Annotated in this window: 24 protein-coding genes; 15 read left to right on the top strand and 9 right to left on the bottom strand. The window is 73.1% G+C overall.

What is annotated here, in order from left to right:
• Nucleotides 1–235 precede the first annotated feature (235 nt).
• The 10 genes from ACYVD5_RS13410 to ACYVD5_RS13365 all read left to right on the top strand — a co-directional run bounded on the left by ACYVD5_RS13410 (nt 236) and on the right by ACYVD5_RS13365 (nt 12810).
• On the top strand, nt 236–901 hold the full coding sequence (locus ACYVD5_RS13410) for a septal ring lytic transglycosylase RlpA family protein (RefSeq protein ID WP_461001343.1): 666 nt from the start codon (nt 236–238) through the stop codon (nt 899–901).
• Between the two features lie 149 nt (nt 902–1050).
• On the top strand, nt 1051–4683 hold the full coding sequence (locus ACYVD5_RS13405) for a TM0106 family RecB-like putative nuclease (protein WP_461001342.1): 3633 nt from the start codon (nt 1051–1053) through the stop codon (nt 4681–4683).
• 478 nt (nt 4684–5161) lie between these two features.
• Nucleotides 5162–5476 (top strand): hypothetical protein, encoded by a 315-nt coding sequence (locus ACYVD5_RS13400; protein ID WP_461001341.1) that lies wholly within the window; start codon nt 5162–5164, stop codon nt 5474–5476.
• Between the two features lie 96 nt (nt 5477–5572).
• Complete coding sequence (locus tag ACYVD5_RS13395) at nt 5573–6130, top strand: hypothetical protein (RefSeq protein WP_461001340.1); 558 nt, start codon at nt 5573–5575, stop codon at nt 6128–6130.
• Nucleotides 6131–6219: 89 nt separating this feature from the next.
• Entirely contained in the window at nt 6220–7518 is a 1299-nt protein-coding gene (locus ACYVD5_RS13390) for a site-specific integrase (protein WP_461001339.1), read from the top strand.
• Nucleotides 7519–7552: 34 nt separating this feature from the next.
• Entirely contained in the window at nt 7553–9424 is a 1872-nt protein-coding gene (locus tag ACYVD5_RS13385; protein ID WP_461001338.1) for a hypothetical protein, read from the top strand.
• Between the two features lie 188 nt (nt 9425–9612).
• A complete protein-coding gene (locus ACYVD5_RS13380; protein ID WP_461001337.1) occupies nt 9613–9801 on the top strand; it encodes a hypothetical protein in 189 nt (62 codons plus the stop codon).
• Nucleotides 9802–9939: 138 nt separating this feature from the next.
• The gene (locus ACYVD5_RS13375; protein ID WP_461001336.1) at nt 9940–11007 is read left to right on the top strand and encodes a CPBP family glutamic-type intramembrane protease; all 1068 of its coding nucleotides are present in this window, start codon (nt 9940–9942) and stop codon (nt 11005–11007) included.
• A gap of 16 nt (nt 11008–11023) precedes the next feature.
• A complete protein-coding gene (locus ACYVD5_RS13370) occupies nt 11024–12199 on the top strand; it encodes a sensor histidine kinase (protein ID WP_461001335.1) in 1176 nt (391 codons plus the stop codon).
• Nucleotides 12196–12810, top strand: coding sequence for a response regulator transcription factor (locus tag ACYVD5_RS13365; RefSeq protein ID WP_461001334.1), 615 nt, complete (start codon nt 12196–12198; stop codon nt 12808–12810). Before ACYVD5_RS13370 ends, ACYVD5_RS13365 begins: the two co-directional genes overlap by 4 nt.
• A 54-nt stretch (nt 12811–12864) precedes the next feature.
• On the opposite strand, the gene ACYVD5_RS13360 is transcribed toward ACYVD5_RS13365, so the two are convergent.
• Nucleotides 12865–13005 carry a hypothetical protein gene (locus ACYVD5_RS13360; RefSeq protein WP_461001333.1) on the bottom strand — a complete coding sequence of 47 codons (141 nt, stop codon included), beginning with the start codon at nt 13003–13005 and terminating at the stop codon, nt 12865–12867.
• 97 nt (nt 13006–13102) lie between these two features.
• Entirely contained in the window at nt 13103–13627 is a 525-nt protein-coding gene (locus ACYVD5_RS13355) for a hypothetical protein (protein ID WP_461001332.1), read from the bottom strand.
• A gap of 369 nt (nt 13628–13996) precedes the next feature.
• Between ACYVD5_RS13355 and ACYVD5_RS13350 the strand changes: the two genes are divergently transcribed.
• Nucleotides 13997–14431: an ankyrin repeat domain-containing protein gene (locus ACYVD5_RS13350; protein WP_461001331.1), complete on the top strand. Its 435-nt coding sequence runs from the start codon at nt 13997–13999 to the stop codon at nt 14429–14431.
• Nucleotides 14432–14460: 29 nt separating this feature from the next.
• Here ACYVD5_RS13350 and ACYVD5_RS13345 read toward each other — a convergent pair whose 3' ends face one another.
• A complete protein-coding gene (locus tag ACYVD5_RS13345) occupies nt 14461–14955 on the bottom strand; it encodes an NUDIX domain-containing protein (RefSeq protein WP_461001330.1) in 495 nt (164 codons plus the stop codon).
• 72 nt (nt 14956–15027) lie between these two features.
• Complete coding sequence (locus ACYVD5_RS13340) at nt 15028–16404, bottom strand: amino acid permease (RefSeq protein ID WP_461001385.1); 1377 nt, start codon at nt 16402–16404, stop codon at nt 15028–15030.
• A gap of 204 nt (nt 16405–16608) precedes the next feature.
• On the opposite strand from ACYVD5_RS13340, the gene ACYVD5_RS13335 reads away from it, so the two are divergent.
• Together ACYVD5_RS13335 and ACYVD5_RS13330 are read left to right on the top strand one after the other, a co-directional pair.
• Nucleotides 16609–17889 (top strand): sensor histidine kinase, encoded by a 1281-nt coding sequence (locus ACYVD5_RS13335; RefSeq protein ID WP_461001329.1) that lies wholly within the window; start codon nt 16609–16611, stop codon nt 17887–17889.
• Nucleotides 17886–18551 carry a response regulator gene (locus tag ACYVD5_RS13330; RefSeq protein WP_461001328.1) on the top strand — a complete coding sequence of 222 codons (666 nt, stop codon included), beginning with the start codon at nt 17886–17888 and terminating at the stop codon, nt 18549–18551. The genes ACYVD5_RS13335 and ACYVD5_RS13330 overlap by 4 nt, the downstream gene beginning before the upstream one ends.
• Nucleotides 18552–18718: 167 nt before the next feature.
• On the opposite strand, the gene ACYVD5_RS13325 is transcribed toward ACYVD5_RS13330, so the two are convergent.
• Together ACYVD5_RS13325 and ACYVD5_RS13320 are read right to left on the bottom strand one after the other, a co-directional pair.
• Complete coding sequence (locus ACYVD5_RS13325) at nt 18719–20314, bottom strand: alkaline phosphatase D family protein (RefSeq protein ID WP_461001327.1); 1596 nt, start codon at nt 20312–20314, stop codon at nt 18719–18721.
• A 390-nt stretch (nt 20315–20704) separates the two neighbouring features.
• Complete coding sequence (locus tag ACYVD5_RS13320; RefSeq protein ID WP_461001326.1) at nt 20705–21544, bottom strand: LysR family transcriptional regulator; 840 nt, start codon at nt 21542–21544, stop codon at nt 20705–20707.
• A 111-nt stretch (nt 21545–21655) separates the two neighbouring features.
• On the opposite strand from ACYVD5_RS13320, the gene ACYVD5_RS13315 reads away from it, so the two are divergent.
• On the top strand, nt 21656–22375 hold the full coding sequence (locus ACYVD5_RS13315; protein WP_461001325.1) for an SDR family oxidoreductase: 720 nt from the start codon (nt 21656–21658) through the stop codon (nt 22373–22375).
• Nucleotides 22376–22479: 104 nt separating this feature from the next.
• Here ACYVD5_RS13315 and ACYVD5_RS13310 read toward each other — a convergent pair whose 3' ends face one another.
• Nucleotides 22480–23058, bottom strand: a complete 579-nt coding sequence (locus tag ACYVD5_RS13310) for a TetR/AcrR family transcriptional regulator (RefSeq protein WP_461001324.1) — start codon at nt 23056–23058, stop codon at nt 22480–22482.
• A 93-nt stretch (nt 23059–23151) separates the two neighbouring features.
• Here ACYVD5_RS13310 and ACYVD5_RS13305 point away from each other — a divergent pair, with 93 nt between their 5' ends.
• The gene (locus ACYVD5_RS13305) at nt 23152–24045 is read left to right on the top strand and encodes an alpha/beta fold hydrolase (protein WP_461001323.1); all 894 of its coding nucleotides are present in this window, start codon (nt 23152–23154) and stop codon (nt 24043–24045) included.
• 52 nt (nt 24046–24097) lie between these two features.
• On the opposite strand, the gene ACYVD5_RS13300 is transcribed toward ACYVD5_RS13305, so the two are convergent.
• Together ACYVD5_RS13300 and ACYVD5_RS13295 are read right to left on the bottom strand one after the other, a co-directional pair.
• On the bottom strand, nt 24098–24745 hold the full coding sequence (locus tag ACYVD5_RS13300; protein ID WP_461001384.1) for an HAD-IA family hydrolase: 648 nt from the start codon (nt 24743–24745) through the stop codon (nt 24098–24100).
• An 85-nt stretch (nt 24746–24830) separates the two neighbouring features.
• Nucleotides 24831–25616, bottom strand: a complete 786-nt coding sequence (locus ACYVD5_RS13295; RefSeq protein WP_461001322.1) for an alpha/beta fold hydrolase — start codon at nt 25614–25616, stop codon at nt 24831–24833.
• Nucleotides 25617–25624: the final 8 nt, after the last annotated feature.

Below are 25624 nucleotides of genomic sequence, written 5' to 3'. Positions count from 1 at the left end.
GACCATGTAATTGCCGCAAATCGCCTCGAAACGCCACCGACTGGACACGTTACCCTCTCGTGATGAATAATCTCGGGCTTCGGCACTCGGTGCGCCCGCTCGCGCGGCCCACCCCCGCATCCGAGGCCCGCGCCGCCCCCCTGCCCCGGGCGGCACCCCCGCGCATCGGCCCGACCCGCCCCCGCCCGGTCGCCGGCGCGGCCGACCCCAGTCCCCGAGCAAAGGACCTTCCGCCGTGGGCAATCACCGGCCCTCTCGCGCATCCCTGCGCGAGCGCCTGCCGCACAAGCGCACCATGATCGCCGTCACCGCCACCGGAGCCGTGCTCATCGCCGCCGGAACCGCGGGCGCCGCCACCCTCAGCCACCTCACGGGCGGCCCCGAGGGCGCCTCCGCCCAAGCCGGCCCGCCCAGCGCCGAAACCGCCGACGCCCGGCCCGCACCCCAGGGCTCGGCCTCGGCTTCCGAGGGCGCCCAGGCCGCAAAAAAGCGCGAGCAGGCCCTGCAGGCCGCCTCCCAGTCCTTCAGCGCCACCACCGCCGCCGAAGAGAAGACCGACCCCGAGCCCACCGGGGACTCCGGCTCCTCAGCGGGCGGCTCCGACCTCAGCCCCACCGGCCAGGGCGGCTCCTGCGAGGCCTCCATGTACTCCGAGCCCCAGCCCACCGCCAGCGGCGAGCAGTTCGACCCCAGCGCCATGACCGCCGCGCACAAGAGCCTGCCGATGGACACCATGGTCCAGGTCACCAACCCCGACAACGGCAAGACCGCCACCGTGCGCATCAACGACCGCGGCCCCTACATCGCCGGACGCTGCCTGGATCTGTCCACCGCCTCCTTCGAGCAGATCGCCTCGGCCAGCGCCGGCGTCGTCGACGTCGAATGGCAGGTCGTGGGCTGAACCGCCCGCAGCCCGGCGGCCCCCGCCGCCGACACCCCGCGCCCGCACCCGGCACCGGCCGCGACCGGCCCTGCCGGCGTGGCACAATGCGCTCAGGCTGAAAGCCGGGACGGCCGCGGCGGCAGGGACGGCGGGGAAGGGTGAGGCAGGTGTTCCACACCGGTGACCGGCGCGTCATCTCGCCCACCGACCTTGTCGACACCATGGAGTGCGGCCACCGCAGCCAACTGCGCGCGGCCGCGGCCGCCGAGGTCCCCGGCGCCCCCGCACCCACCGACCTCGACCCGCTCATCGCCCAGCAGGGCACAGCCCACGAGCAGGCCGAACTCGACCGGCTGCGCGGCCTGTTCGGCGACGGCGTGGTGGCCATCGCCGACCCCGCACCCACCGACGCCGCCATGCGCGCCGCCGCGGCGGCCACCGCCGCGGCCATGGCCGACGGCGCCCCCGTCATCTACCAGGGCTGCTTCTACGACACCCTCGCGCCCGGTGTCGGCTTCCACGGCCGCGCCGACTTCCTCATCTCCACCGCCGCCGACCCCGCCACCGGCGCGCACGACCCCGGCACGCCCGCACGCTACGAGCCCTGGGACACCAAGCTCGCCCGCCGCCCCGGACCCTCGGCCATCCTCCAGCTCACCGCCTACGCCGAAGCCCTCGCCCGCACCGAACCGGGCCGCGGCGAGCACATGCACCTGATCACCGGCGACCGCGGAGTGCACACCCACCGCGTCGCCGAGTTCCTGCCGATCCTGCACGGGGTCCGCCAACGCCTGCTGGAGCGCCTGGAGCACCCGCCGCAGCTGCCCGACCCGCTGTGGGCCGCGCCCCGCCCCGCCTGCGACGGCTGCGGCTACCAGGGCCTGTGCACCACCGGCCGCACCCAAGCCCGCCACCTGTCGCTGGTCGCCGGTATCCGCACCGACCAGGCCCGCCGCCTCGGCGATTCCGGCATCGCCACCATCGACGACCTGGCCCGCGCCGGCGACACCGACCGCCCGGCGGCCATGCCGCCCCACTCCTTCGCCCGGCTGCGCGACCAGGCCGCGCTGCAGGTCCGCCAGGACGCCACCCGCAGCGCCACCGACCCCCAGGGCACCGTCATCGCCGAGGTCTACGCAGAGGAGGGCCTGGCGGCCCTGCCCGCCCCCAGCCCCGGCGACGTGTTCTTCGACATGGAGGGCTATCCCTACTACGACGGCGCCGACGGGCGCGGCCTCGAGTACCTCTTCGGTGCCGTCACCCTCACCGGCGCCGACGCACCCGAGGCCGACGCCGGCGCAGCGGCCGGCACCGGCACCGCCGAGTACGACGCAGCGGCCCGGTTCCACGCCTTCTGGGCCCACGACCGCGCCCAGGAGAAACGCGCCTTCGAAGAGTTCGTCGACTTCGTGTGCGCGCGCATCGACACCGACCCCGGCGCCCACGTCTACCACTACGCCTCCTACGAGGCCGACCGGCTCAAACTCCTGGCCGCGGCTTTCGGCACCCGCGAAACCCAGGTCGAGGAGCTGCTGCGCGGCCGCCGCCTGGTCGACCTCTACACCGCCGTCAAAAAGAGCCTGCGGGTGTCGCAGCGCTCCTACTCCATCAAGTACCTCGAACCGCTCTACCAGCCCGGCGGGCGCGGCGGCGAGGTCACCACCGCCGCCTCCAGCATCGACGCCTACGCCGACTACCTGGCCGCCGCCGAATCCGGCGAGACCGAACGCGCCGCCAAGGTCGCCGACGCCATCGCCGACTACAACCGCGACGACTGCGTCTCCACCGCCCGGCTGCGCGCCTGGCTGGAGGAGCTGCGCACCGCCCACGGCATCACCGCCCGCCCCGCCGGACAGAGCGAACTGGTCGCAGAAGACCCCGAGGACCGCGCCGCCGAAGCCCGCCGCCGCCGCGAAGAGCAGGAGGCGCGGCTGCGCGCCCTGACCGACCCGCTGTTGGAGGGGGTGGCCGAGGACCCCGCCCACCGCGGCCCCGCCGAGCAGACCCGGGCGCTGCTGGCCGCCCTGGTGGGCTACTACCGCCGAGAGGAGAACCCCGCGTGGTGGGACTACTTCCGCCGGGTCTCGGCGCCGATGGAGGAGCTCGAAGCCGACAACGAGTGCCTGGTGCCGCTGCGCGTGCGCATGGGCGAATGGCAGGAGCCCACCGGCCGCCGGCGCCTGGCCCGCCGCGAACTGGAGCTGCGCGCCGACCCCGCCCGCCCCCACCCCTTCAGCGCCGGCGACTCGGTCCGGCTGCTCTACCACGCGGCCCCGGGCCAGGAGGCCGACACCGTCAACGCCGCGGTCGAGGCCGCCGCAGCCCACAGCCTCACGCTGGTCGAGACCTCCGCACCAGGCGAGACCTACGCCCGCGCCCCTGCGGCGGTGCTGCCCGGCGCCCCGGTGCGGGCCAGCCCCAAAGACGACGCGCTGTGGGCGCTGGCCGAGGAGGCCGTGGCCGCACTTCCCGAGCTGCCCCGCCGCGCCGGTGTGGACGTGCTCGGGCGGCGCCCGCCGCGCACCCGCGACGGCACCGGCCTGCCCGACCCGGCCGAATACGGCGGCGACCTGGTGGCCACCGCCATCGCCGCCGTCGACCGGCTCGACTCCTCCTACCTGGCCGTGCAGGGCCCGCCCGGCGCCGGGAAAACCTATCTGGCCGCCCAGCTGATCACCCACCTCATCGCCCAGGGCCGCACCGTGGGCGTGTGCTCGACCAGCCACAAAGCCGTCGAGAACGTGCTGGGTGCGGCCTTGCACGCGGGCCGCAGTGCCGGGGTCGAGGTGCCCTGCGCCAAACGCCCGCCCGCAAAACGGCCCGCCGCCGAGGCGCCCTGGGAACAGCCCAAAAACCCCAAGGAACTGGCGGCCTGGCGCGCCGCGCAGACCACCGGCCACCTGGTGGGCGGCACCGCCTGGAACTTCGCCAACGAGACGATGCGGGCCGACCCGGTGGACGTGCTCATCATCGACGAGGCCGGCCAGTTCGCACTGGCCGACACCCTCGCCGTCTCGGCCGCCGCCCGCGACCTCGTGCTGCTGGGCGACCCCCAGCAGCTTCCCCAGGTCGTCCAGGGCACCCACGGCAACGGCGCCGCCGCCTCGGCCCTGGAACACCTGGTCGGCGGAGCCGAGATCATCCCGGCGCAACTGGGCTACTTCCTGGACCGGACCCGGCGCATGCACCCCGCGGTATGCGGGCCCGTCTCCGAGTTGTCCTACCGCGGGATGCTCGGCGCCCACGGCAGCGCCGCCGAACGGGCGATGAGCGGGGTGCCCGCCGGGCTGTACCGCTTCGAGGTCGACCACAGCGGGCGCGCCACCCACAGCCCCGAGGAGGTCGCCGCCGTGGTGGCCGCGGCCACCGACCTGGTGGGGCGCGCCTTCCACGAGCCCGGCGCCGTGGCCGACCGCGAGATCACCGGCGAGGACATCCTGGTGGTCGCCCCCTACAACCTCCAAGTCCGCGCGCTGCGCCAGGCCCTGGACGAGGCCGGCCTGAACGAGGTGCGCGTGGGCACGGTCGACCGGTTCCAGGGCCAGGAGGCCCCGGCGGTCATCTGCTCCATGACGGTCTCCAGCGCCGCAGACGCCGCCCGCGGACTCGACTTCGTGCTCTCGCGCAACCGCCTCAACGTGGCGCTGTCGCGGGCCCAGACCGTGGCCGTGCTGGTCTACTCCCCGCAACTGGGCGCCTCGGCGCCGCGCTCGGTGCAGGAACTGCGCGTGCTGGCCGGATTCGCCGGCCTGCGCAACACGGCCCGCCCCTGGCCCCAGCAGGGCCACCCGCGCAGCTGAACCGGAAGCCGCCCGGGGCGTACGGTGGCGGGCAAGACCGGCCAAGATCGTCGGCCTTCCGGACTGAGCGGTGCCCGCCGGCCGCCCACCCCTGCCGCGGCACCGGTGCCCGCCCACCACGCGGCAGGAAGCGGGTCGGAAAGAGGACATACCGCCGACACCCGACTATGCTGTGTGTGAAATCACAGGCAACCGATTGAGGTGGGACGCGTCACTGCGGCCCGGCTGCTCGTGCGGCGCCGCGACCACCGGCGACCACGGCTTGATCACCGCCGGCGGGCCGAGTTGGATGTCCGGAATGGCACCGACCCGGCCTGAAGCGCTCCGGCAATGCCGGACAATCGTGAACGGGGCAGTGGGCACCGCGCCGCGGCGCCGCCCCGACCGCCGGCCCGTCCGGCCCGCGCCGGTGCGCCCCGGCTACCAGCACGCCCCGCGCCGCCCTCGGCGGCCGTTTCGTTGGGAGAAGGTTCCCCCGTTGACGCCTGCACAGAACGGAGACCGACAGGTCCGAAACACCCGGCACCCCTTGGGCGTCCGGATCACCGCAGGCGTGCTCGGCGCCGGCAGCCTGGTACTGGGACCGATGGGCTACCTCCGGGCGATCGCCGCCAGCGAGGGCTCGGCTGCCGAGTGGTACACCCTGGGCTTCACCGTTTCCGTGGGGCTTCCGCTGCTGGCCGCGGCCATCGCCACCGTCGCCGGCGACCGCCGCGCCGCGCTGTGGTCGCTGGCGCTGCTGGGCTGGCCCGTGGTCTACATGATCGCGATCCACCTGCTGCTCGCCTTCTGAGCCCGGCGGCGGCGCCCCCACCGGCGGCGGGCCGCTACGTTGGGGCCGGGCCCCTCCGGCCGGGCCCCGCAGCCAGGGATGCCACGAAAGGAGCCCATGTCTCCCAAGAAGAAACGCAAGACCACCGCCCGCACCGCCGGCGCCCGCAGCAGCGGCGGCGCCCCCGCGGCACCCGCCGAGGAAACGGGCGGCACCGGGGACACGGGCGATGCCGGCACCGTCTTCGATGACATCGCCGCCGGCGACGATGCCGGCCGCGGCCCCTCCGGCATCAGCCGCACCCCCGTGGTCCTCGACGACCGCCGCCGCTGGCCCGCGGCGGTATGGACCGTCCTGGCAGCGGTCTGGGTGCTGGGCTCTGCGGTGTTCTTCGTGCTGTTCCTGGCCGAGGGGTTCGCCCTGGTGAGCGCGGCCGACAGCCAGCACGCAGCCGGGTTCGCCAGCATGAACACCGCCGCCTGGTACCTGCTCGGCCTGGTGGTGTGCGCCCTGCTGGCACCGCTGACCGGAACCGTGTGGGCCGCCCTGCTGCGCCGCCGCATCGCCGCGATCCTCTTCGGCGCCGCGCTGGCGGCCTCGGGGATCCTGCTGTTCACCCTGGACAGCCCGGCGGGCATCTTCACCGCCATCCGCAACGGCATCAGCGCCGGCTGACCCCCGCAGGCCCGCCCCGGCCCCACCGCCCGCCCGCACCGGCGCCGCGCCGGGCCCGCGATCTGCGCACCGGGCGCCGATAAGCCATCATGGCGGTCGTGGCCAACGACGACACCCCCGACGCCCCCGCCGGCGCACCCCCCAGCGCCCTGGCACCCGCAGCCCAGGAGCCCGCCGAGGACGGCATCGCCCAAATCGTGCCCGCCGAAGTGCGCGAACACCTCACGCGCGGCACCCGCAGCGTCCTGGTCGACGAAGCCGCCCTGGAAGCCGTACGCAACCGCTTCGACGGCGAACAGGCCGGCGCACTCGCCCGCTACCTCTCCTCGGCCCAGTCCGCCAACACCCTGCGCGCCTACCGCTCGGACTGGATCGCCTTCACCGCCTGGTGCCAGGCCGAAGGACGCCGGTCCCTGCCCGCCGACCCCGTCGACGTCGCCGTCTACCTCGCCGCAGCCGCCGACACCGTCCGCCCCGACGAGCCCGGGCGCTGGGCACTGGCCCCCTCCACCCTGGAACGCAAGGCCGCCGCCATCGCCGCCGTCCACGGCGCCCAGGGACTGGCCGCCCCCACCCGCACCGAGGTCGTCCGCATGACCCTGCGCGGCATCCGGCGCCGCCGCCGCGCCGCCCCCCACCGCAAACGCCCCCTGTTGCTGCCCTCCCTGGAGGCGCTGCTGGCCGAACTCCCCGACCCCGCCGACCCCCTCGGCGGCCCCGCCCGGCGCCGCGACGCCCTGCTGCTGCTCGCCGGCTTCGCCGGAGCACTGCGCCGCAGCGAACTGGCCGCGCTGACCTTCGACGACCTCGCACTGGACGCCGACCACCGCACCGGCGACCCCGTACTGGTGGTCCGGCTCGGCGCCACCAAAACCGACCAGGACGCCCGCCGCGGCCAGCAGGTCGCCCTGCCCCGCGGACGCCGCCCGCACACCTGCCCCATCTGCGCCTTCGCCGACTGGGCCGACCTGCTGCAAACCCGCCGCGACGGCGGCCCCCAAGCGGTCGCCGAACACCTGGCCCGCCCGCCCGCCGCCCGGCCCGGCACCCACCGCTGCCACACCTACACCGGCACCGACCTGGCCGACGGCACCGGCCGCCCCCTGTTCCCATCAGTGGACCGCCACGGCCGCATCGGCGGAAAAGCCGTCTCCGGCCGCGCCGTCGCCGACCTCGTCAAGCGCTACACCCGCCGCGCCGGACTCGACCCCGACGCCTTCTCCGGCCACTCCCTGCGCGCCGGCTTCGCCACCCAGGCCGCAATGGGCGGAGCCAGCGACCGCGAGATCATGCGCCAGGGCCGCTGGAGCAACCCGCGTACCGTACACGGCTACATCCGCACCGCCAGCCCGCTGGAGGACAACGCCGTAACCCGCCTGGGCTTGTGATCAACCTGAGTCCGAAATATGTCAAGATGCGTGCGTGATCGATGAGTTTCGTACGGCGTTTCAGGAGCTGATCGACGCCTCTGTCGTGACCGACCCCGGGCGCTTTCCGCCGGCCGTGCAGAAGGTGTACCACCTGGCCTCCGACGTCCCGCCCGAGGAACGCGAACTGGCGCTGGAGGCGCTGGGCCCCTTCCTCGGCGGCGGACACACCGCCCCCGGCATCACCGCCGACCTCGCCGTGGTCGCCGGCGCCCTCGTCGAGATGGGCACGGCACCAGGCCCGGCCGGCGTCGAGGTCGTGCGCCTGCTGCGCAGCATCGGCCAGGGCGCGGCCGTCTTCCTCTACGCCTGGGACCGCACCGGAGGCGACCGACCGCCCGAACCCGACGACGTCACCGCCGCCGCCGAGGAACGCGTCGCCGCCGAACTCGGCGAGACCGCCCCCACCGCCACCGTGTGCTGGTGGACCATCCGCCGCTACAGCCTGGCCGCCAAGACCATGCTCACCGGGGCCGAGGTGCGCAGCGCCATACGCTCCGACCCCGAGCTGCGCGCCGAACTCGTGGCCATCTCCAACCAGCTCAGCACCGCGCTGCCGGAGTTCGCCGACATCCGCGCACTGCTGCGGATGGCCGAGGCGACCTCGGCGCTGGTGCTGGAACGCTCCTCGGGCCGCGCTTTCCGGGTGCTCTTCGACGGGATCGGCGACAACTTCCAACTGCACACGCTGCTCGCCGACGCACTCATCGGCGAGCAGGGCCGCGGCCTGGCCGGACAGCGCCCCGACCCGCGGTGGACGGCCTCCTTCCGCGACAGCGCGCCCGACCCCGCCGCCGGCGTCGTCCAGGGCTGGTGGAACCTGGTCGCCCTGGACGGCTCCTGGGTGTGGAACGAAGGCGTGCCCGCCGACATCCCCAAAGTCGACGGCGAACACGTGCTGGTGCTGGAGCAGCAGCCCTACGTCCGCTCCTGGAGCGCCGGGCGGCGCCACCCGCTGGTGCGCGGCTGGCTGGAGGTCGAGGAGGAGCTCACCGCCGAGGAGGCGGCGCAGTGGTGGCGGCGCGCCGCATCCCCGGCCGCAGGCGCATCCCGGGCGGCGCCCACCGCCGAAGCGGCCGGGCCTGCGGCCGGGCCTGCGGGCGGCACTGGTGGTCCTGACGGCGCCGGCCGTTCTGGTGGCGCAGACAGCGTCGGCATCGCGGACAGCGCTGACACCGGCACCGCCGACAGCGGCGGTATGGGCGGCGCGGACAGCGCCCGCGCCGCCGGTTCCCCCGACAGCGCGCACGCCAACCAAGCCGAGGCGTCCGAGCCCGACCCGGTCGCCGCACCGGAGCAGGCCGCAGGCTTGCTGCAGGACCACCCTGAACAGTCCGGAAGCGCCGATGAGCCCGACAACGCGGCAGCAGCCGGCGACCCCGGCGCCCGCGGGGCCGCCGGGCCAGCAACCGGCGCAGCGGCGCCACGCACCGGCTTCGGCACCCGGGTGGCGGCACTGCCGCGCAGAAACCGGCACCGCCCCGGCCTGCACGGCAGCGGCGGCGACCACGCCCGCACCGGCGAGCACACGGCGGGGGAGTGGACCGCCGGCACCGCGTGGGAGCCCGCCGAACCGGCCCGGGCCACCGCACCGGCGGACGGCGATGCGGGCGGCGGCGCCGGAGCCGCTCCGGTGGAGTCCGCTACCGCCGAGCCCGCCGATGAGCACGCCGGCGAGCGCAGTACTGCGGACCCGGCTGAGGAGGCCGAGGTCACCGAGAACGGCGAGAACACCGAGAGTCCCGAAGCGGCCGGCGGCCCCGCCCCCAGCACCCGCGAGGATTCCCCGCCGCCGGGCGCCCCGCCCCTGCCGCCGCTGCCCCCGGGCGTCTCCAACAGCTCGGCCTGGGGGCCCACCTGGCTGTAGGCCGCGTTCAGCGGGTCCGCTAAGACCTCGCGGACCGGCACAGCCCTTCGTTCCTCTTGCAGGTCGGCACTAGCGTGGAGGCGGGCCCTGCGCGAGGGCCTGCCTCCGGACCGCACACCCGCCCACGCCGGGATGGCGGTGCCGAAGGACAAGGTTCTTAGAACCTCGCGAGGTGCTTCCTCCTGCTCGTGGTCACACCTCCCTGGCCGGACGCGTGGGGTCCGTGCCCTGAGAGCGAGCCGACTGTGCCCACCGACCGCAAGAAGAAGGCCGCCCGCGCCCTGGCAGCCAGGACCGGCTGGTCCTACACCGCCGAGCTGCGCCGTCTCGACACCCCTGACCGGCCCTTCGATCCACCGGCGCAAGCAGGCCGCTGAGGATCCCCACGACCCCGAGCCGACGCGTGTGCTCCGGTCCGCCCATGACATCTGTCATGGTCGGGCCGTGCACGTCGGGGAGAAAACCCATGATCGGCGACACTCTGTCACGAATCGGCTCCGGCTTAGGTTCGGAGCATGAACACCAACGACGACCGTTTCCCTTCGGCCCCGCCGTCCGCCGACGCGGCCGAGGCGTTCCGCGAGCTCCCGCACACGGGAGCGGCGCGGACTCCCGCACCCGCCTACCAGGCCGCGCCGACCCCGCGTCGGCGCGGACCGCAGCCGGTCCCGCCCGGCGTGGAGTACCACCGTGTCCTCGCCGGAGACAAACGCCGTATCGCACGCGGCGTCCTCGCCATCGTGCTCCTGGCCGCGGGCCTGTTCGTCTTCAGCTTCGCCGCTGCCCAAGCCGCCGCGCTCATCGACGCCCGGATGGGCAGGACCAACCCGGCCGCGGGCGGCACCGACTACACGCCGCTGTACCACGGCCTGACCATGTTCGCGCTCGCCCTGCTCGTCCCGTGGAGCATGCTCATCCAACGGTGGCTCTACGGGGTGCGGGGCGTCTCGCTGCATTCGGTGCTGTCGCGCTTCCGTTTCGAGGTGTTCGGTAGGGCTCTCCTGTTCATCGGCCCCTTCTGGCTGATCGCCATAACCATCCTGAACGTCTCGATGCCCGCCGAGCAGACCCACTGGCCGGTCGCCGACCTGGTCGGCATGCTCGTGCTCACCCTCCTGCTGGTGCCCCTCCAAGCGGCGGGCGAGGAGTACGGCCTGCGCGGACTCGTCTTCCGGGTCGCCGGGAGCTGGAGCCGGGGTCCGCGGGTCGGGCTGGTCGTCGGCGTCCTCGTCTCCAGCGTGTTGTTCACGAGCATGCACGGCGCGGGCGATCCCTGGATCAACCTCTGGTACTTCACGCTCGCGGTCAGCCTGGCCGTCATCACCTGGCGCACCGGCGGCATCGAGACCGCGGTCGTCATCCACGCCCTGCTCAACACGCTCACCTTCCTCCTCGTCATCGCCCTACACACCGACGTCGGCGCCTCCATCGCGGACCGGTCGGCGGGCGCCGGGTCGCCCGCCCTGCTCGTGCCCAGCCTCACCGTTGCCGTGATCGCGGCCGTGGTGTGGCTGCGCACCCGTGGGGCGAGGCCGGCCCTTACCCCCTCGGACCCATCGGACCCGCACCCCGTGCGGGTCTGACGGGACAATGAGGGCCATGAGCGAGTCACCGCTGGTCGGCGCACGCAAGTTCGAGGCCTACGTACGCTGGTCCACCTACGGCGCCGTCACGATTCCGGTCGTCACCCTGTTCGGCTCCGTGCTGACGGCCGAGCGGACCGCCGGCGCGGACCCCGCGGACCCGGTGGCCGCACTCGGGTTCGCCCTCGCGCTCGCCCTGACCGTCGGAAACATCGTGGTCGTCAACTGGAGCATCGACACCGTCGTCGGCCACGCACGTCGCCCGCCCCTCGTCGTGATCGCGGTGTGGGTGCCGGCCCTGGCGGCGTTCGCCGTCGTGGCGCCCGGGATCCCCCTGCCCGCGATGGGGGTGACACTCGCGGCGGCGCTCGCCTCGGCCGCCGCGAGCTTCGTTCCCGCCCTCGGTGCACGCCCGGCGCTCGGCCTCAACGCGGCGGTCCTGGTCCTGGCCCTGCTGATCACGGGGTTCCCAGACCTCCCGGTGCTGGTGACCGGCGCGATCGTGATCAGCAGCGTCCTATGGGCCTGCTGGTCGAGCGCGTGGATGCTGCGGGTGTTGCGCGAGCTCCAGACGGCACACGAGACCCGTGCCGCACTGGCGCTCGCGAACGAGCGCCTGCGTATCTCACGCGACCTGCACGACGTGTTCGGCCGGACCCTGGCGACAATCGCGGTCAAGAGTTCCCTGGCCTCCGAGCTCGTCCTGCGCGGCCGCGCCGCGCAGGCTGCGGAGGAGATCACCGAGGTCCGGCGACTCACCGAGGAGGCCGGAACCGAGGTCCGCCAGGTCGTGCGCGGTGAACTCCACACGAGCTGGGACGACGAGGTGTCGGGCGCGCGATCGCTGCTGGCCTCCGCCGGCATCCGCTGCACGGTGGTCGGCGACCCCGTGCCCGAGGAGTGCGCGCAGACCCTCGCGTGGGTCGTGCGCGAGGGCGTCACGAACGTGCTGCGCCACTCGGCGGCGACGCGGGTCACGCTCGCGAGCGCGCACGAGGAGGGACACGTACTCCTCACCATCGCCAACGACGGGGCCGGGACCGCCGACTCCGCGCGGACCGGCGGGGGTACCGGGCTCCGCGCGATGTCCGAGCGTGTGCGCGCGCTCGGCGGGCACGTCACCACCCGCCGTGACGGAGACTGGTTCCTGCTCGATGCCACGGTCCCGCTCCAGGAGGAAGGCCCCGCATGACGCGCACGACCCGCATCCTCGTCGCCGATGACGAACACCTCATCCGCGACGCCATCGCCGGTCTGCTCGATCTGGAGGACGGCTTCGAGATCGTCGCCCGGGCGGCCTCCGGTGACGAGGCGCTGGCGACGGCCCTGCGGGTCCGTCCCGACGTGGCGCTGCTCGACCTGCAACTGCCCGGCCCCGACGGGATCGAGGTGACCCGGCGGCTCGCCGGGCAGCTGCCCGACTGCCGCTGCGTCATCGTGACCTCGCACGGCCGGCCCGGCTACCTGAAGTCGGCATTGGCCGCCGGCGCGCGCGGCTTCCTACCCAAGACCGTCTCCTCCCGCACGTTCACCGAGGTCGTAAGCAACGTCGCGGCCGGTGGACGCTACGTCGACCCCGAGCTCGCGGCCGAGGCGATCAGCGCGGGCGACTCCCCGCTCAGCCCGCGCGAGGCCGACATCCTCGCCTTGGCACGCGACGGCGCGCCCGTCGAGGAGATCGCCAGGCGCGTCTCCCTCTCCCGGGGGACCGTGCGCAATCACCTCGCGGCCGCCATCGCCAAGCTCGACGTCTCGAACCGGCACGAGGCCGCGCGCGTCGCCGCCGGGCACGGCTGGATCTGAACCGGACCGACCTGGACCCCGGCGCCCACCGAAATCGGGTCGGCCGAATGCGACCTAGTAGTCGCGCCAGGCCGGGGCGGCGTCCGCGGCGTAGTCCGTGAAGTCCTTCGGCGAGCGCCCCGTCACGCACAGCACCTCCTGGCTGGGATCGGCGCCACCCAGTAGGGGCGGCCCTAACGCAGCGTTCCGCGCCACATCGGCGCTTTGCAGATCCGGCGCGGGGCACACACGAGTGCGCCGCTCGCTATGGACGGACCCTCCAAACACGCCCTAAGCGCGCCCTGCGGCCCCCTCAGGCGCGCGCCGGCCGCCGGTGGCTGCCCGAGGCGCCCGCGCGGTCCTGGTCGTCGTAGCCCTCGTAGTCCTCGTCGTAGAGGCCGTCGAAGTACTCCTCCTCGGTCACGCCCTGCCGGCGGTCCTTGCCCGCCCAGCGCGCCGGCACCAGCATCGGGATGAACAGGGCCAGCCCCAGCGGCAGGTAAGCCCCGATCGACAGCAGGGTCACCGCGCCCTCCACACCGGGCAGCGCGGGCACCATCTCCACCAGCGCAGGGCGCAGCACCTGCACGGCCGTGGCGCCGACCAGGGTCAGCCCGGCGATTCCCGGCAGCAGCGGGGTCAACCGCGGGGGCACCAGGACCAGCGCCACCAGCAGCGCCACCGCGGCGGCGGCGCCCACCGCCACCATGGCGCTGACAGTAGCGATCGACTGCCCTGTCGCGTTGAGGTCGACGAAGCGCGGCAGCACCCACCCGGTGCCGAGCATGAGCACGGGGGCAAGCGCCAAGCCGACGATGAATCCCACGAAATGCCGCACGAGTTTTCTCCTCAGCTGTGTTGGGGGCGGCGAGCAGGCGCGGCACCGGCGGTAGCGGGTGCCGCTGCCGCCGCGGCGGGCCGGGCCCGCTCCTGGCGGCGCCGTCCGACGCGACTCCACGGGAGGTCGAGCATGCACCATAGCGACATTTGTCGTTAAATGGGCATAGCCGACACGATTCGTGGTTGTTCACCCCGTCGCGCCGCTGTTCCGCAACGTGGCCCTACGCAGATCAGCGCACCGCAAAATGCACGGAACGAATTGTAAGAATCGGGCAATATCACTGAGAGTCACGCCTCCGAGTGCCGTCTGCGGCCCCGCCGCCCCGGCCCGGGCACCCGCCCCCGAAGCGGTCACCGCATTAGGCTGGTGAGCGTGAGCGATACAGACCCCGCTGGCGCCGCCGCGCCCGGACCCGAAACCGATCCCGACGTCGTCGAACTGGCCGGCCGCGTCTTCGACCTCGCCCGCCGCGGCGACACCGACCACCTGGCCGCCTACCTCGACGCCGGTGTCCCGGCGAACCTCACCAACGACAAAGGCGACACCCTGGTCATGCTGGCGGCTTACCACGGCCATGCCCGCACCACCGCCCTGCTGTGCGAACGCGGCGCCGACACCGACCGGCTCAACGACCGCGGCCAGTCACCGCTGGCCGGAGCCGTCTTCAAGGGAGAGGACGAGGTGGTCGACGTGCTGGTCGACGCCGGCGCCGACCCCGCCGCCGGCACCCCCTCCGCGCTGGAGGCGGCCCGCATGTTCGGCAAGCAGCACTACCTGAGCCGGTTCTCCACCGGCGGCTGAGACCGCGCCCGCCGGGAGCCGCCGGCCCCTTAGCCCGGCAGCACCGGGCGGCCGTCCTCCAGATAGCACGTGGTTCCGGCGGCTGCGGCGGCCGCCGCAGCACCGATACGGCGGTGGGCGCCCGGGCGCACCAGCCGCTCCAGGTCGCCGGGACCGGCCAGCAGCGCGTCGCTGAGCTCCTCGGGCGGCAGCCGCACCTGCGCGAACCCGGCCTCGGTCACCGCACCGGAGAACACGTACATGGTCGCCGGGCGCCCATCGGGAAACATCCCGGGAGCCAGCCAGTCCACGCACACCAGCCGCTGCAGGACGGGGGTGAACCCCAGCTCCTCGGCGCACTCGCGCCGGCAGGCCGCCAGCGGCGACTCGCCCTGCTCGATCACCCCGCCGGCCAGCGACCAGCCCGGCTTGTACGTGGGTTTGACCAGCAGGAACCGCCCATCAGCGGTCCTCAGCATCGCGGCGGCGGCCCCGCGGGTGCGCGGGAGCCGCTCAAAGAACTCGCGTTCGGTTTCGGCGGGCACACCGCCACCTTAAATCCGGGGCCCGCGCCGCTTTGCGGTCGGGCCGCGCCCAGGCGCGCACCCGCAGGCCGGCTACGGCCCGGACTTACCCGCCGGCCCGCCGGCGGGGGAGTGCTCGGTGCCCAGCGGAGTCCGGCTCACCGGGTGGCGCCCCAGGCGCCGGCGCAGCTCGTAGGCCACCAGCACCACCGCCACCGCGGCCAGCGTCGCCGCCAGCGGCAACCGCTGGTCGGGCAGCAGCGCCATCGCCCCCAGGATCGCCACCAGCCCCGCCAGCGTCGCCCAGCTCAAGTACGGAAACCCCCACATCCTAAACCGCAGCGCCGCCGGCTCTTCGCGGCGCAGCCGGGTCCCCAGCACCAGTTGGGAGGCCACGATCGTCAAGAACAGCACCAGCAGGATCGCCCCGATGGAGGCCACCAGGAACGCGAACACGGTGGTCGGCCATAGGTAGTTTCCGATCACCGAGGCATAGCCCACCGCCGTACCCAGCAGGATCGCCCGCGTGGGCACCCCGCGCCGCCCCACCGCCGACAGCGCCCGCGGCGCATCGCCCTGGCGGGTCAGCACGTGCAGCATCCGCGAGGAGGTGTACAGCGCCGCGTTGAGCACGCTGAGCACCGCCACGAACACCACGATCTCCATGATCAGCGGCGCAGCGGGCACCCCCACCCGCTCCATCACCGCCACGAACGGGCTGCGCAGCAGCTCGGCGGTGTCCCAGGGCAGCACCGCCACCACCACCACGATCGAGGCCACGTAGAACAGCCCGATGCGCCACAGCACGTTGGTGGTCGCCCGCGCCACGCCCCGCTCGGGCTCGTCGCTCTCGCCGGCGGCGATGGTCACGATCTCCACCCCGCCGAAGGAGAACAGCACGACCACCGTCGCCGCCAGCACCGCGCCCCACCCGTTGGGTGCGAAACCGCCGTGGGCCCACAGGTTGTCGAACGCGGCCCCGCCTGCGCCCGGCCACAGCCCCAGCGCGAACAACCCGCCCAGCACCAGAAACGCCACGATCGTGGCGACCTTGACCAGCGAGAACACGGTCTCGGTCTCGCCGAACATCCGCACCGAGACCAGGTTGGCGCCGGTCATCACCAGCAGCAGCCCCAGCGACAGCAGCCACCCCGGAAGCGGCACCCACGAGCCCAGCGTTGCCGCGCCCGCCACCGCCTCGGCCGCCACCAGCACGCTGTACATCCACCAGTACAGCCACCCGATGCAGAATCCGGCGCGCGGCCCCAGCGCCATGCGGGCGTAGTCGGAGAACGACCCGGCCGAGGGCCGGGCCACCACCATCTCGCCCAACGCGCGCAACGTCAGCAGCACCAGCGCTCCCGCCAGCGCATAGGACAGCACCGCGGCCGGCCCGGCGGTGCTGATCACGGCACCCGAACCGATGAACAGTCCGGCGCCCACCGAACCGCCGATGGCGATCATCGCCATGTGGCGCCGCCGCAGCGAATGCGCCAGTCCCGATGTGCGCGAGGAGGTCGTGGAGGTTTCGGAGGAAGAGCTGTCCCAGGTCACGGCCATCGAGGGTATCGGCTCGGCGCCGGTGGCCGCCCACCGGCGCGCACCCCGGCTGCGCCGGCGGGCTCCCTCCGGCGGGGGAGGCGCCCCAGCGGGCCCCCATGCCACGATCGTGGTGTGCTGCTCATCCGCCGCCTATCGGCCCCGGTCCTGCGGGCCGCCACCTACACCCGCTGGGTCCACCTGATCCTGGGCGGGGTGGTGTTCATGCCCTACCTGCTGGCCACCGCCGTGCTCTGCGCGCTGGCCGGCGCGGGCACCGGCCACCCTGCGGCCCCCGGTGCCCCGCTGACCGCGATGGCGGCCGGGGTGGTGCCGGCGCTGCTGCTGGTGGGCGCCACCGCCTGGTTGCCGGGCGTGCGCACCATGGAGGCCCACCTGGTGCGGGCGCTGGTCACCACCGACCTTGCCGCCGAGGAGGTCGCCGAGGCCCAGACCGGCCGCACCCGCCTGCGCACCGCCGTGTGGCTGCTGCTGCACCTCACGCTCGGCTTCGCCGTGTGCCTGGCGACCATGTTCGGACTCACCGAGTCGGCCGTGCTGGCGGCGACCGCCGTGGCGCCCCGCCCGCACCTGCTCATGGAGGGCGCGTTCAACCTGCTCGGCACCGTCTCACCGACCCCGGCCCAACGGTTGGCGGCTCCCTTTGCCGGGGCCGCGGTGCTGCTGGTGGTGATCGCGGTCGTGGCCGCCTGCGGCGCGCTGATGGCCCGCCTGGCCCCGGTGCTGCTGGGCCCCTCGGCCGCCGAGCGCCTGGCTGCGGCCCAGCAGCGGGCCGAGACCCTGGCCGAGCGCAACCGGCTGGCCCGCGAACTGCACGACTCCATCGGCCACGCCCTGTCGGTGGTGAGCCTGCAGGCCGGCACCGCCGCCCGCGTCATCGACACCGACCCCGGTTTCGCCCGCGGGGCGCTGGAAGCCATCGCCGCCCAGGCCCGTACCGCCACCGCCGAGCTGGACCACGTGCTGGGACTGCTTCGCGAGGACTCCACCACCACCGCCCCCCAACGCGACCTGTCGCACCTGGACGAACTCCTCGACGCAACCCGCGCCGTCGGCGTCGAGGCCACCGCCCGCATCCGGGGCGATACCGCCGCCGTGCCCGGGGTGGTCTCGCGCGAGGCCTACCGCATCTGCCAGGAGGCCTTCACCAACGTGCTGCGCCACGCCGGCGAGGTGCCGGTGGCCGTGGACCTGCGCGCCGGCGGCGGCGAACTGGTGGTGGAGATCACCAACCCCGCCCCCGGCCGGGCCGGCGCCCGCGCGCCCGCCGGCGGGGGGCGCGGGCTGCACGGGATGCGCGAGCGGCTGCGGTTGCTGGGCGGCACGCTGCAGGCCGGTACCGAGGACGGGCAGTGGCGGCTGCGCGCCGCCATCTCCTGGGAGGACACACAGTGATATCGGTGGCGCTCGTCGACGACGAGGACCTCATCCGCGCGGGCCTGCGGGCCCTCCTCGACTCCGAACCCGACCTATGCGTGGCCGCCGAGGAGGCCGACGGCGCCGGGGTGGTGGACATGGTCCGCCGCCACCGCCCCGACGTGGTGCTGATGGACGTGCGCATGCCGCGTCTGGACGGCATCGAGGCCACGCGGGCGCTGGTGCGCGGGCTGGACGCCGCTCCGGCGGTGGTGGTGCTGACCACCTTTGAAAACGACGATTACGTTTACGGGGCGCTGCGGGCCGGCGCCCGCGGTTTCCTGCTCAAACGCAGCCGCCCCGAGCAGATCCTCGACGCGGTGCGGCTGGTGGTTGGCGGGGACTCGCTGCTGTTTCCCGGCGCCATCCGCCGCCTGGCCGCATCGGCGGGTGCGGCCGACACCCCGGCCGCGCGTGCGGTCGGGGCACTGACCGGGCGCGAGGCCGAGACGCTGCGCCTGGTCGCCCGGGGGATGTCCAATGCCGAGGCCGCCGCGGAGCTGTTCGTGGGGGTGGAGACGGTCAAGTCCCACGTTTCCAGCATCCTGGCCAAGCTGGGGGTGCGCGACCGCACGCAGGCGGTGGTGGCCGCTTACGACTCGGGGCTGATCCGCCCCGGTGAGAGCGCCGCGCCGCGGTGAACGCCGCGGGCCGTGTTCCGGCCCGCGGCGCACGAATCTCCGTAGTTACTAAGCAACTACGGATCTACATCGTAAAGACGCTCCTTGCGGAAAAACACCCCTACGCCAGCGCCAAACAGCACCGCAACAACCATGCAGCAGGGCACCCGCCGGGCCGGCGGACCCGCTCAGACCTGCTCGGCGCCCGGGCTGCCGTCGGGGATGACCCAGCTCGACAGGTTGCGGATGGGCGCGCCGCGTTCAGTGACGTAGTCGACGATGCGGTAGTCGGTACGCCACTGGCCGTGCGAGATCTCGTTGCGCACATAGCCCCGGCGCCGGTTGATCAGCTTGATGTGCGGGTTCTCCGCGAGCTGGACCGGGTCGTTCTCGCCTTGGTCGGCGCCGTCGCCGCCGCTGGCGATCGAGGTACCCACCAGCTCGGTGGCCACCGTCGCCGAATCGGGGTCGTTGAAATCGGCCTTGACGTCGCACAGGTAGTTGGCGTGCACGTCGCCGGTGATCACCACGGGATTGGACGGGCCGTCGGCGAGCTGGTCGCGCAGGTTGTCGCGCTCGTAGCGGTAGCCGTCCCAACCGTCGTTGGTGAAGTTGGTGCTCGACCCGGCATTGAAGTCGCGCTGCGAGAAGAACACCTGCTGGGCCAGCACGTTCCAGCGCGCCGTGGGCCCGGTGAGCCCTTCCACCAGCCACTCGCGCTGGCCGGCGCCCAGCAGCGTGCGGTCGGGGTCATTGTGCTCGGCGTCGCCGACCTGGTCGCTGCGGTACTGGCGGGTGTCCAGCAGGTGGATGTCGACCAGGTCACCGAAGGTCAGCCGCCGGTACAGCTGCATGTCGGCCCCGTTGGGCCGCTGGGCGCGCCGCAGCGGCATGTGCTCGTAGTAGACCTGGAACGCCCGGGCGCGGCGCTGCAGGAACACCGCGGGGTCCTGGTCGGCCTCTTGGTCGGGCTCGGAGATGTCGTCGGCCCAGTTGTTCTCGACCTCGTGGTCGTCGAAGACCACCGCCCAGGGGAAGGCCGCGTGGGCGGCCTGCAGGTCGGGGTCGGTCTTGTGCTGGGCGTGGCGGATGCGGTAGTCGGCCACCGAGAAGACCTCGTGCGCCGGCAGGTGGCCGCGCCCGATCTCGCCCTGGGCGGGGCCCTCGTAGATGTAGTCGCCCAGGAAGCAGACCAAATCCAGATCCTCTTGGGCCAGGTGGCGGTGTGCGGTGAAGTAACCCGAGGGGTAGTTCTGGCAGCTCGCGAACGCGAACGCGAAGGTGTCCAGCTGCGCACCGGGCTGCGGCGCGGTCTTGGTGCGGCCCACCGGGCTGATCTCGCGGCCGGTGCGGAAGCGGTAGTAGTACTCGGCGCCGGGGCGCAGGCCGTGCACCTCCACGTGCACCGAGTGGCCCTCTTCGGGGCGGGCGAACTCGGCGCCGGCGGCCACGACGCGGTGGAACCGCTCGTCCTCGGCCACCTGCCAGCGGACGCGGACGCGGCGCTGGGGCATGCCGCCGCGGCCGTCCTCGGCCAGCGGGTCGGGGGCCAGGCGGGTCCACAGCACCACGCCGTCCGGCAGGGGGTCGCCGGAGGCCACGCCCAAGGTGAACGGGTCGGAGACGGGGTTGGACCCGCCCGGGGCGGCCCACGCCGTGGAGGGCGCCGCTGTGGCGGCGAGGGCGGCGGCGCCGACGGTGGCCGAGCCGGCCGCCAGGGCGCGGCGGCGGGTGGGTGCGGGGGAGGGGGCGGAGGATTGGGGGTGCTGCGGGGTGTCGGGCATTGCGCGGTCTCCTCAGGGTCACTGGTCGACCGTCCGCAGGGGTTTGCGGGGTGCGGACGGACCGCGCACCATTCCGACATAAGGGGCATGAAGCCCCAACTACCGCAAAATGAATGTTCAACTTCGCATGGTGCGGGAATGACTACGTTAAGTTACTGCAGGTGAAAGGAACCGCTCATCCGATGTGTGTCGGCCCGATGCCGCAAAAACACCCGCCACACACCCGCAGCCGCGCCGCACCCGCCCCCGACTACACCCCGCACCCGCGCCGCACAACGCCGAGGGGGGTGAAACCGCAATGAACACCACCGCCGCACAACGCACACGGTGACCGCCCCCGGCCGCAGCCACCGGGCACCGCCGACACACGACCCGCCCGACCCGGACCCTTCACAGACCGGCGGCCACACGCACCAGTGCGGCCACCGCAAGCGAGCGGCTGCGCGAAGGCCAGGCGATATGCGTGGTCACCGCAGGCGCATCGGCGAGCGGAACGGCGGCGACATCACCGGTCAGCTGCGTACGGCTCGACTCCGGCAGCACCGCATAGGCCCGGCCCAGCCCGATGAGCTGGAGCAACTGGGTACCGTCGCGAACAGCAGGGCCGGGCCCCTCGGGATAGGTACCGTCCGGGTGCTGCCAGCGCGGCAACTCCAGATCGGGCAGGCCGGCAACCTCGGCCATACGCAGCGACCGCCGCGAGGCAAGCGGATGCCCGGCCGGCAGCACCACCATCTGGCCCTCCGTACCGCACTCCTCGTGGTCGAGACCGGCAAACGAGTCCAGCGGCATGTGCAGCAGCGCCACATCGGCCCGGCCATCGTGCAGCATCCGCTCCGGCTCGCCGACACCGCACGGCACCAACGCGACATCGACGGGAACCGCATCCGGCTCGGCGGCATAGGCATCGAGCAGCTTGGCCACCAGTTCGCCGAACACCCCCGCCTTGGTCACCAGCACCAGGCCGGGATGCCCGACCTGCGTGCGCCCGGCCCGGCGGGTGCGCCGCTCGGCGGCGTCGGCCGCGTCAAGGGCGTTTCGGCCCTCCGTCAGCAACACCGCCCCGGCCCTGGTGAGGCCGACCGAGCGGCCGGAACGGACGAACAGCGGCGTATCGAGGCGGCGTTCGATCTTCTGGACGGTGCGCGTCAACGCCGGCTGGGCAACGCCGAGCCGCTCGGCCGCACGGCCGAAATGCAGCTCTTCGGCGATGGTGACGAAGTAGCGCAACTCCCGAGTATCCACGTCCATCGATCATACGCGGGGCCGATAACCCCACGGCATCGATCGGCGCACACCCGGCATTGGAGACCGCCGTCCGCACAGGTGCAGGATCACACCATGAACACACAAACCGCGCTGGTCACAGGCGCGAACAAAGGCCTCGGATTCGGAATCGCCACAGGTTTGGGAGCATTGGGCTGGAGCATCGGCGTGGGCGCCCGCGACGCCACCCGCTGCGCCGAAGCAGTGCAGAAACTGCGCGCCCAAGGCGTCGACGCGTTCGAGGTCCCCCTCGACGTGGCCGACGACGAGAGCGTGGCCGCTGCCGCCCGGCAACTGCACGAGCGCGGCGGCCTCGACGTCCTGGTCAACAACGCCGGGATCAACGACGGCCAGCGGGAATCGGTGACCGAACTCCCCATCGAGACGATCCGGGCGGTGGTCGAGACCAACGTCTTCGGCGCCATCCGGGTCACCAACGCGATGCTGCCGCTGCTGCGGCACTCGGCGCACCCGCGGATCGTCAACATCTCCAGCGGCGTCGGCTCGCTCACCCTGCAGCAGGACCCCGAGGCGCCGACGGGCCCCGTCACCGCGGCATACGGGCCCTCCAAGACGATGCTCAACGCGGTGACCGTGCAGTACGCCAAGGAGCTTGAGGGCACCGGCATCCTCGTCAATGTCTGCTGCCCGGGTTACGTCAACACCGCGATCAACGGGTTCAGCGGCAACCGCACGCCCGAGGACGCCGCCGCGATCGCCGTCGAGCTCGCCACCCTGGCCGACGGCGGGCCCACGGGCGGCTTCTTCCACGACGGCGGGGTCTACCCCTGGTGACACCTGCCCGGGACCACCGCTCACCGGCCCATCGGCCGCCGAGCCCCGACCGCGCAGCACCTGCGGCGGGGGAATGCCGACTCGGCCTCCGCCTGCTGCGGTGGTCACCGTTCGCGGGTGCGCAGGCCGTCGAGCACGACGGCGAGGTAGCGGCGGGCGGTGGCCGCCCGGTCCTGGGCGGTTGCGGCCGGGTGGACGGTCGCTGCGTACACCACCCCGCACATCAGCGGCACCATGTCGGCCCGGGTCACGCTCGGGTCAGCCGCACCGGCCGCGTGGGCGCGGTCGAGGAGCCGGCCGAACAGTGCGGTGAGCCGCTGCTTGAGTTCTGTGGTATGCGGCAGTTCGTCCGTTGGCGCGGCGAACACCGGTGACAGTGCCGCGTCTGTGATCAGGGTGTCGGTGGCCGTGGACAAAAAGTCGCGCAACGCGGTCCAGGCGTCGCCGCTGGACAGCGCTCGCTCGGCGTGTGCGGCCAGGGCCTCCAGACTGTCGGCGGCGACGGTTTCGAGTAGCGCCTCGGATGTGGGGAAGTGCCGGTAGACCGTGGCGACCCCGACCGAAGCGGCCCGTGCCACGTCGTTGAGTTGGATCGGTGTCCCTTCGTCCACGTGGTGTCGGGCCGCCTCGACGATGCGGTTCCGGTTGCGGGCGGCGTCCTTGCGCAGAGGGGGAGGGTCCATGGACACCAGTGTAAACGGATGTTCTATCCGGTTGTGCTACATTAAAACGGATAGATCATCCGTTTTGTGGTCCTCCCCTAACTGGAGAAACCCGTGCCTTTCACCGCCAACGACGTCCCCCACCTGCCCGACGGCTTCACCGACACCTTCACCAGCCGCACCGTCGACACCAACGGACTGACCCTGCACGCCGTCACCGGCGGAACCGGCCCGGCACTGCTGCTACTGCCCGCTTGGCCCCAGTTCTGGTACGGCTGGCGCCTGGTCATGCCCGCCCTCGCCGAACACTTCACCGTCGTCGCCGCCGACCTGCGCGGCGTCGGCGCCAGCGCCAAGCCCGCCACCGGCTACGACCCGGTCACCCTCGCCGCCGACATGGCCGCCCTCATGTCGGCCCTGGGCCACGAACGCTACGCCGTCGCCGGACACGACCTCGGTATGATCGTCGGATACGCCCTCGCCGCCGGCAACCGCGACCGCGTCAGCCGCCTCGCCGTCGCCGAAGCGATCCTGCCCGGATTCTCCCCGATGCCGCCGCTGCTGATGGAGCCGGAACTCAACGAGTTCCTCTGGCACTTCGTCTTCAACCGGCTGCAGGACATCAACGAGCGCATGGTGGCCGGGCGCGAGGAGATCTACTTCGGGCACCAGTTCGCCAGCAAGGCGGCCACACCCGACGCGATCCCGCCGCACGCGGTCGAGGTCTACGTCGACGCGCTGCGCGACCCGGCCGCACTGCACGCCAGCTTCGAGTTCTACCGGGCCGAAGAGATGTCCGCACAGATCACCGCCATGGCCGAGGCAGGACCACTGGCCATCCCGGTACTGGCCGCCGGCGGCCAACGGGCCTCGGGCGAGGCCGTCGAGCAGGTCATGCGCCAGGTCGCCGAAGACGTGACCGGGGCGGTGGCACCGGACGCCGGCCACTTCCTGCCCGAAGAAGCACCCGAATGGACCGCCCGCACCCTCATCGGGTTCCTCGGCTGAGCGCCCGGCACAGCGCCGCCGCGGCCGGTTGCGCAACCGGCCGCGGCGGCGCTCACACCTGCACCGACACCAGCACCGGCGGCTCCACCGCAGGCACACACTCGACACCGGAGAGGTCGCCGACGACGAATTCGGCCCCCTCCAGCTCAGCAGCCGTGCCCGTGGTCGTCAGCCCCACAACGCGGGCACCGGCCGCACGGCCCGAGGCCACCCCCGCCGGAGCGTCCTCGAACACCACACACTCCGCCGGATCGGCACCCAACCGGCGCGCCGCCAGCAGGTAGGGCGCCGGATCGGGCTTGCCCACCTCGACATCGTCCGCGGTCACCAGCAGCGGCGGATCGATCCCCACCGCCTTGACCCGCGCCTCGGCAAGCGGCCGCGTGCACGAGGTCACGATCGCCCACGCCGAATCGGGCAGCGACGCCAGCAACTCGCGCGTACCCGGCAGCACCCGCAGGCTGGGCGCGCGGTCGATCTCCAACTGCTCCAAGCGGTCGGTCGCCTCAGCGACCCGATCGGCCGGCAGCAGCTGCGCCGCGATCTGGCGGGCGGGGATCCCATGGCCGATCACCTCGGCAAAGCGCGCACGCTCGATCCCGTACTCGGCGACCCACTGGGCCCAGCATTCCTCGATGGCTGGGCCGGAGTCGACAAGAGTGCCGTCCATGTCGAACAAGAGCGCCTGTGCACTGATCATCACGTCGGCGAGTCTAGGTAATGCAGCCCTGCCCCCACACCGCCGGCCGGGGTGCGCCTGCACACCCCGCCGGCCCCGGCACCCCTCAGGTCGCCGGATCCTGGCGGGCCGGGTCCTCCAGCAGCGGGGTGGCGCCCGGCCGCCGGGGCCGGGCGTTGGGCGGACGCAACGACGCGACATCAGCCGCATCAGCGATGATCCGGGTGAAATTGTCAGGCTGGTCCAAACTCACCAAATGGCCCGCACGGGGCACATTGAGCAGGCGGCCGTCGGCGCAGGCGTCCAAGAACCGCTTCTCATGGATCCGGAAATGGTCGCGCGAACCGTTGATCAACCACACCGGCCCCGGATAGGCACCCAGCGCCGCCAGCACATCCATCTCGGCGACCTCGTCGATCACCGCATGCGCCGCCTCCATCGCCAACCCCCCGTCCAGCACCGCATCAGCACCGTCGTTGCGCAACGTCAGCCGGTGGAACCGCTCGTTGACGGCTTGGCCCTTATCCGGCAACCGGTCCAACAACGCAGCCGGCAGCCGGTACACCTGCGCCAACGTCTGCGCCGGCCGCGCGGTACAGCCCGCCGCAACCAGCCCGGCCACCCGGTGCGGATAGGCCGCAGCAGTGGCGATGGACACGAAACCGCCCAAACTCAACCCGACCACCAAGGCACGTTCCCCCACGGTGTCGACGGCTTCGGTGACGGCCTCGACGGCGCCGCCGAGGCTGAACGGCTCGCCGCGGCGGCTGCCGTGCCCGGGCAGGTCGCAGGCGGTGACAGGGCGGCCCTGGCCGGCGAGTTCGTCGACTTGGTGGCGCCACATGCTCGCGGAGACACGCAGGCCGTGGACCAGGACGATCGGCAGGCTCATGGGTGGAC

Source organism: Streptomonospora sediminis, from assembly GCF_054778995.1.
The sequence above is the reverse complement of the archived record's forward strand: the minus strand, read 5'-3'. Positions and strand labels throughout refer to the sequence as shown.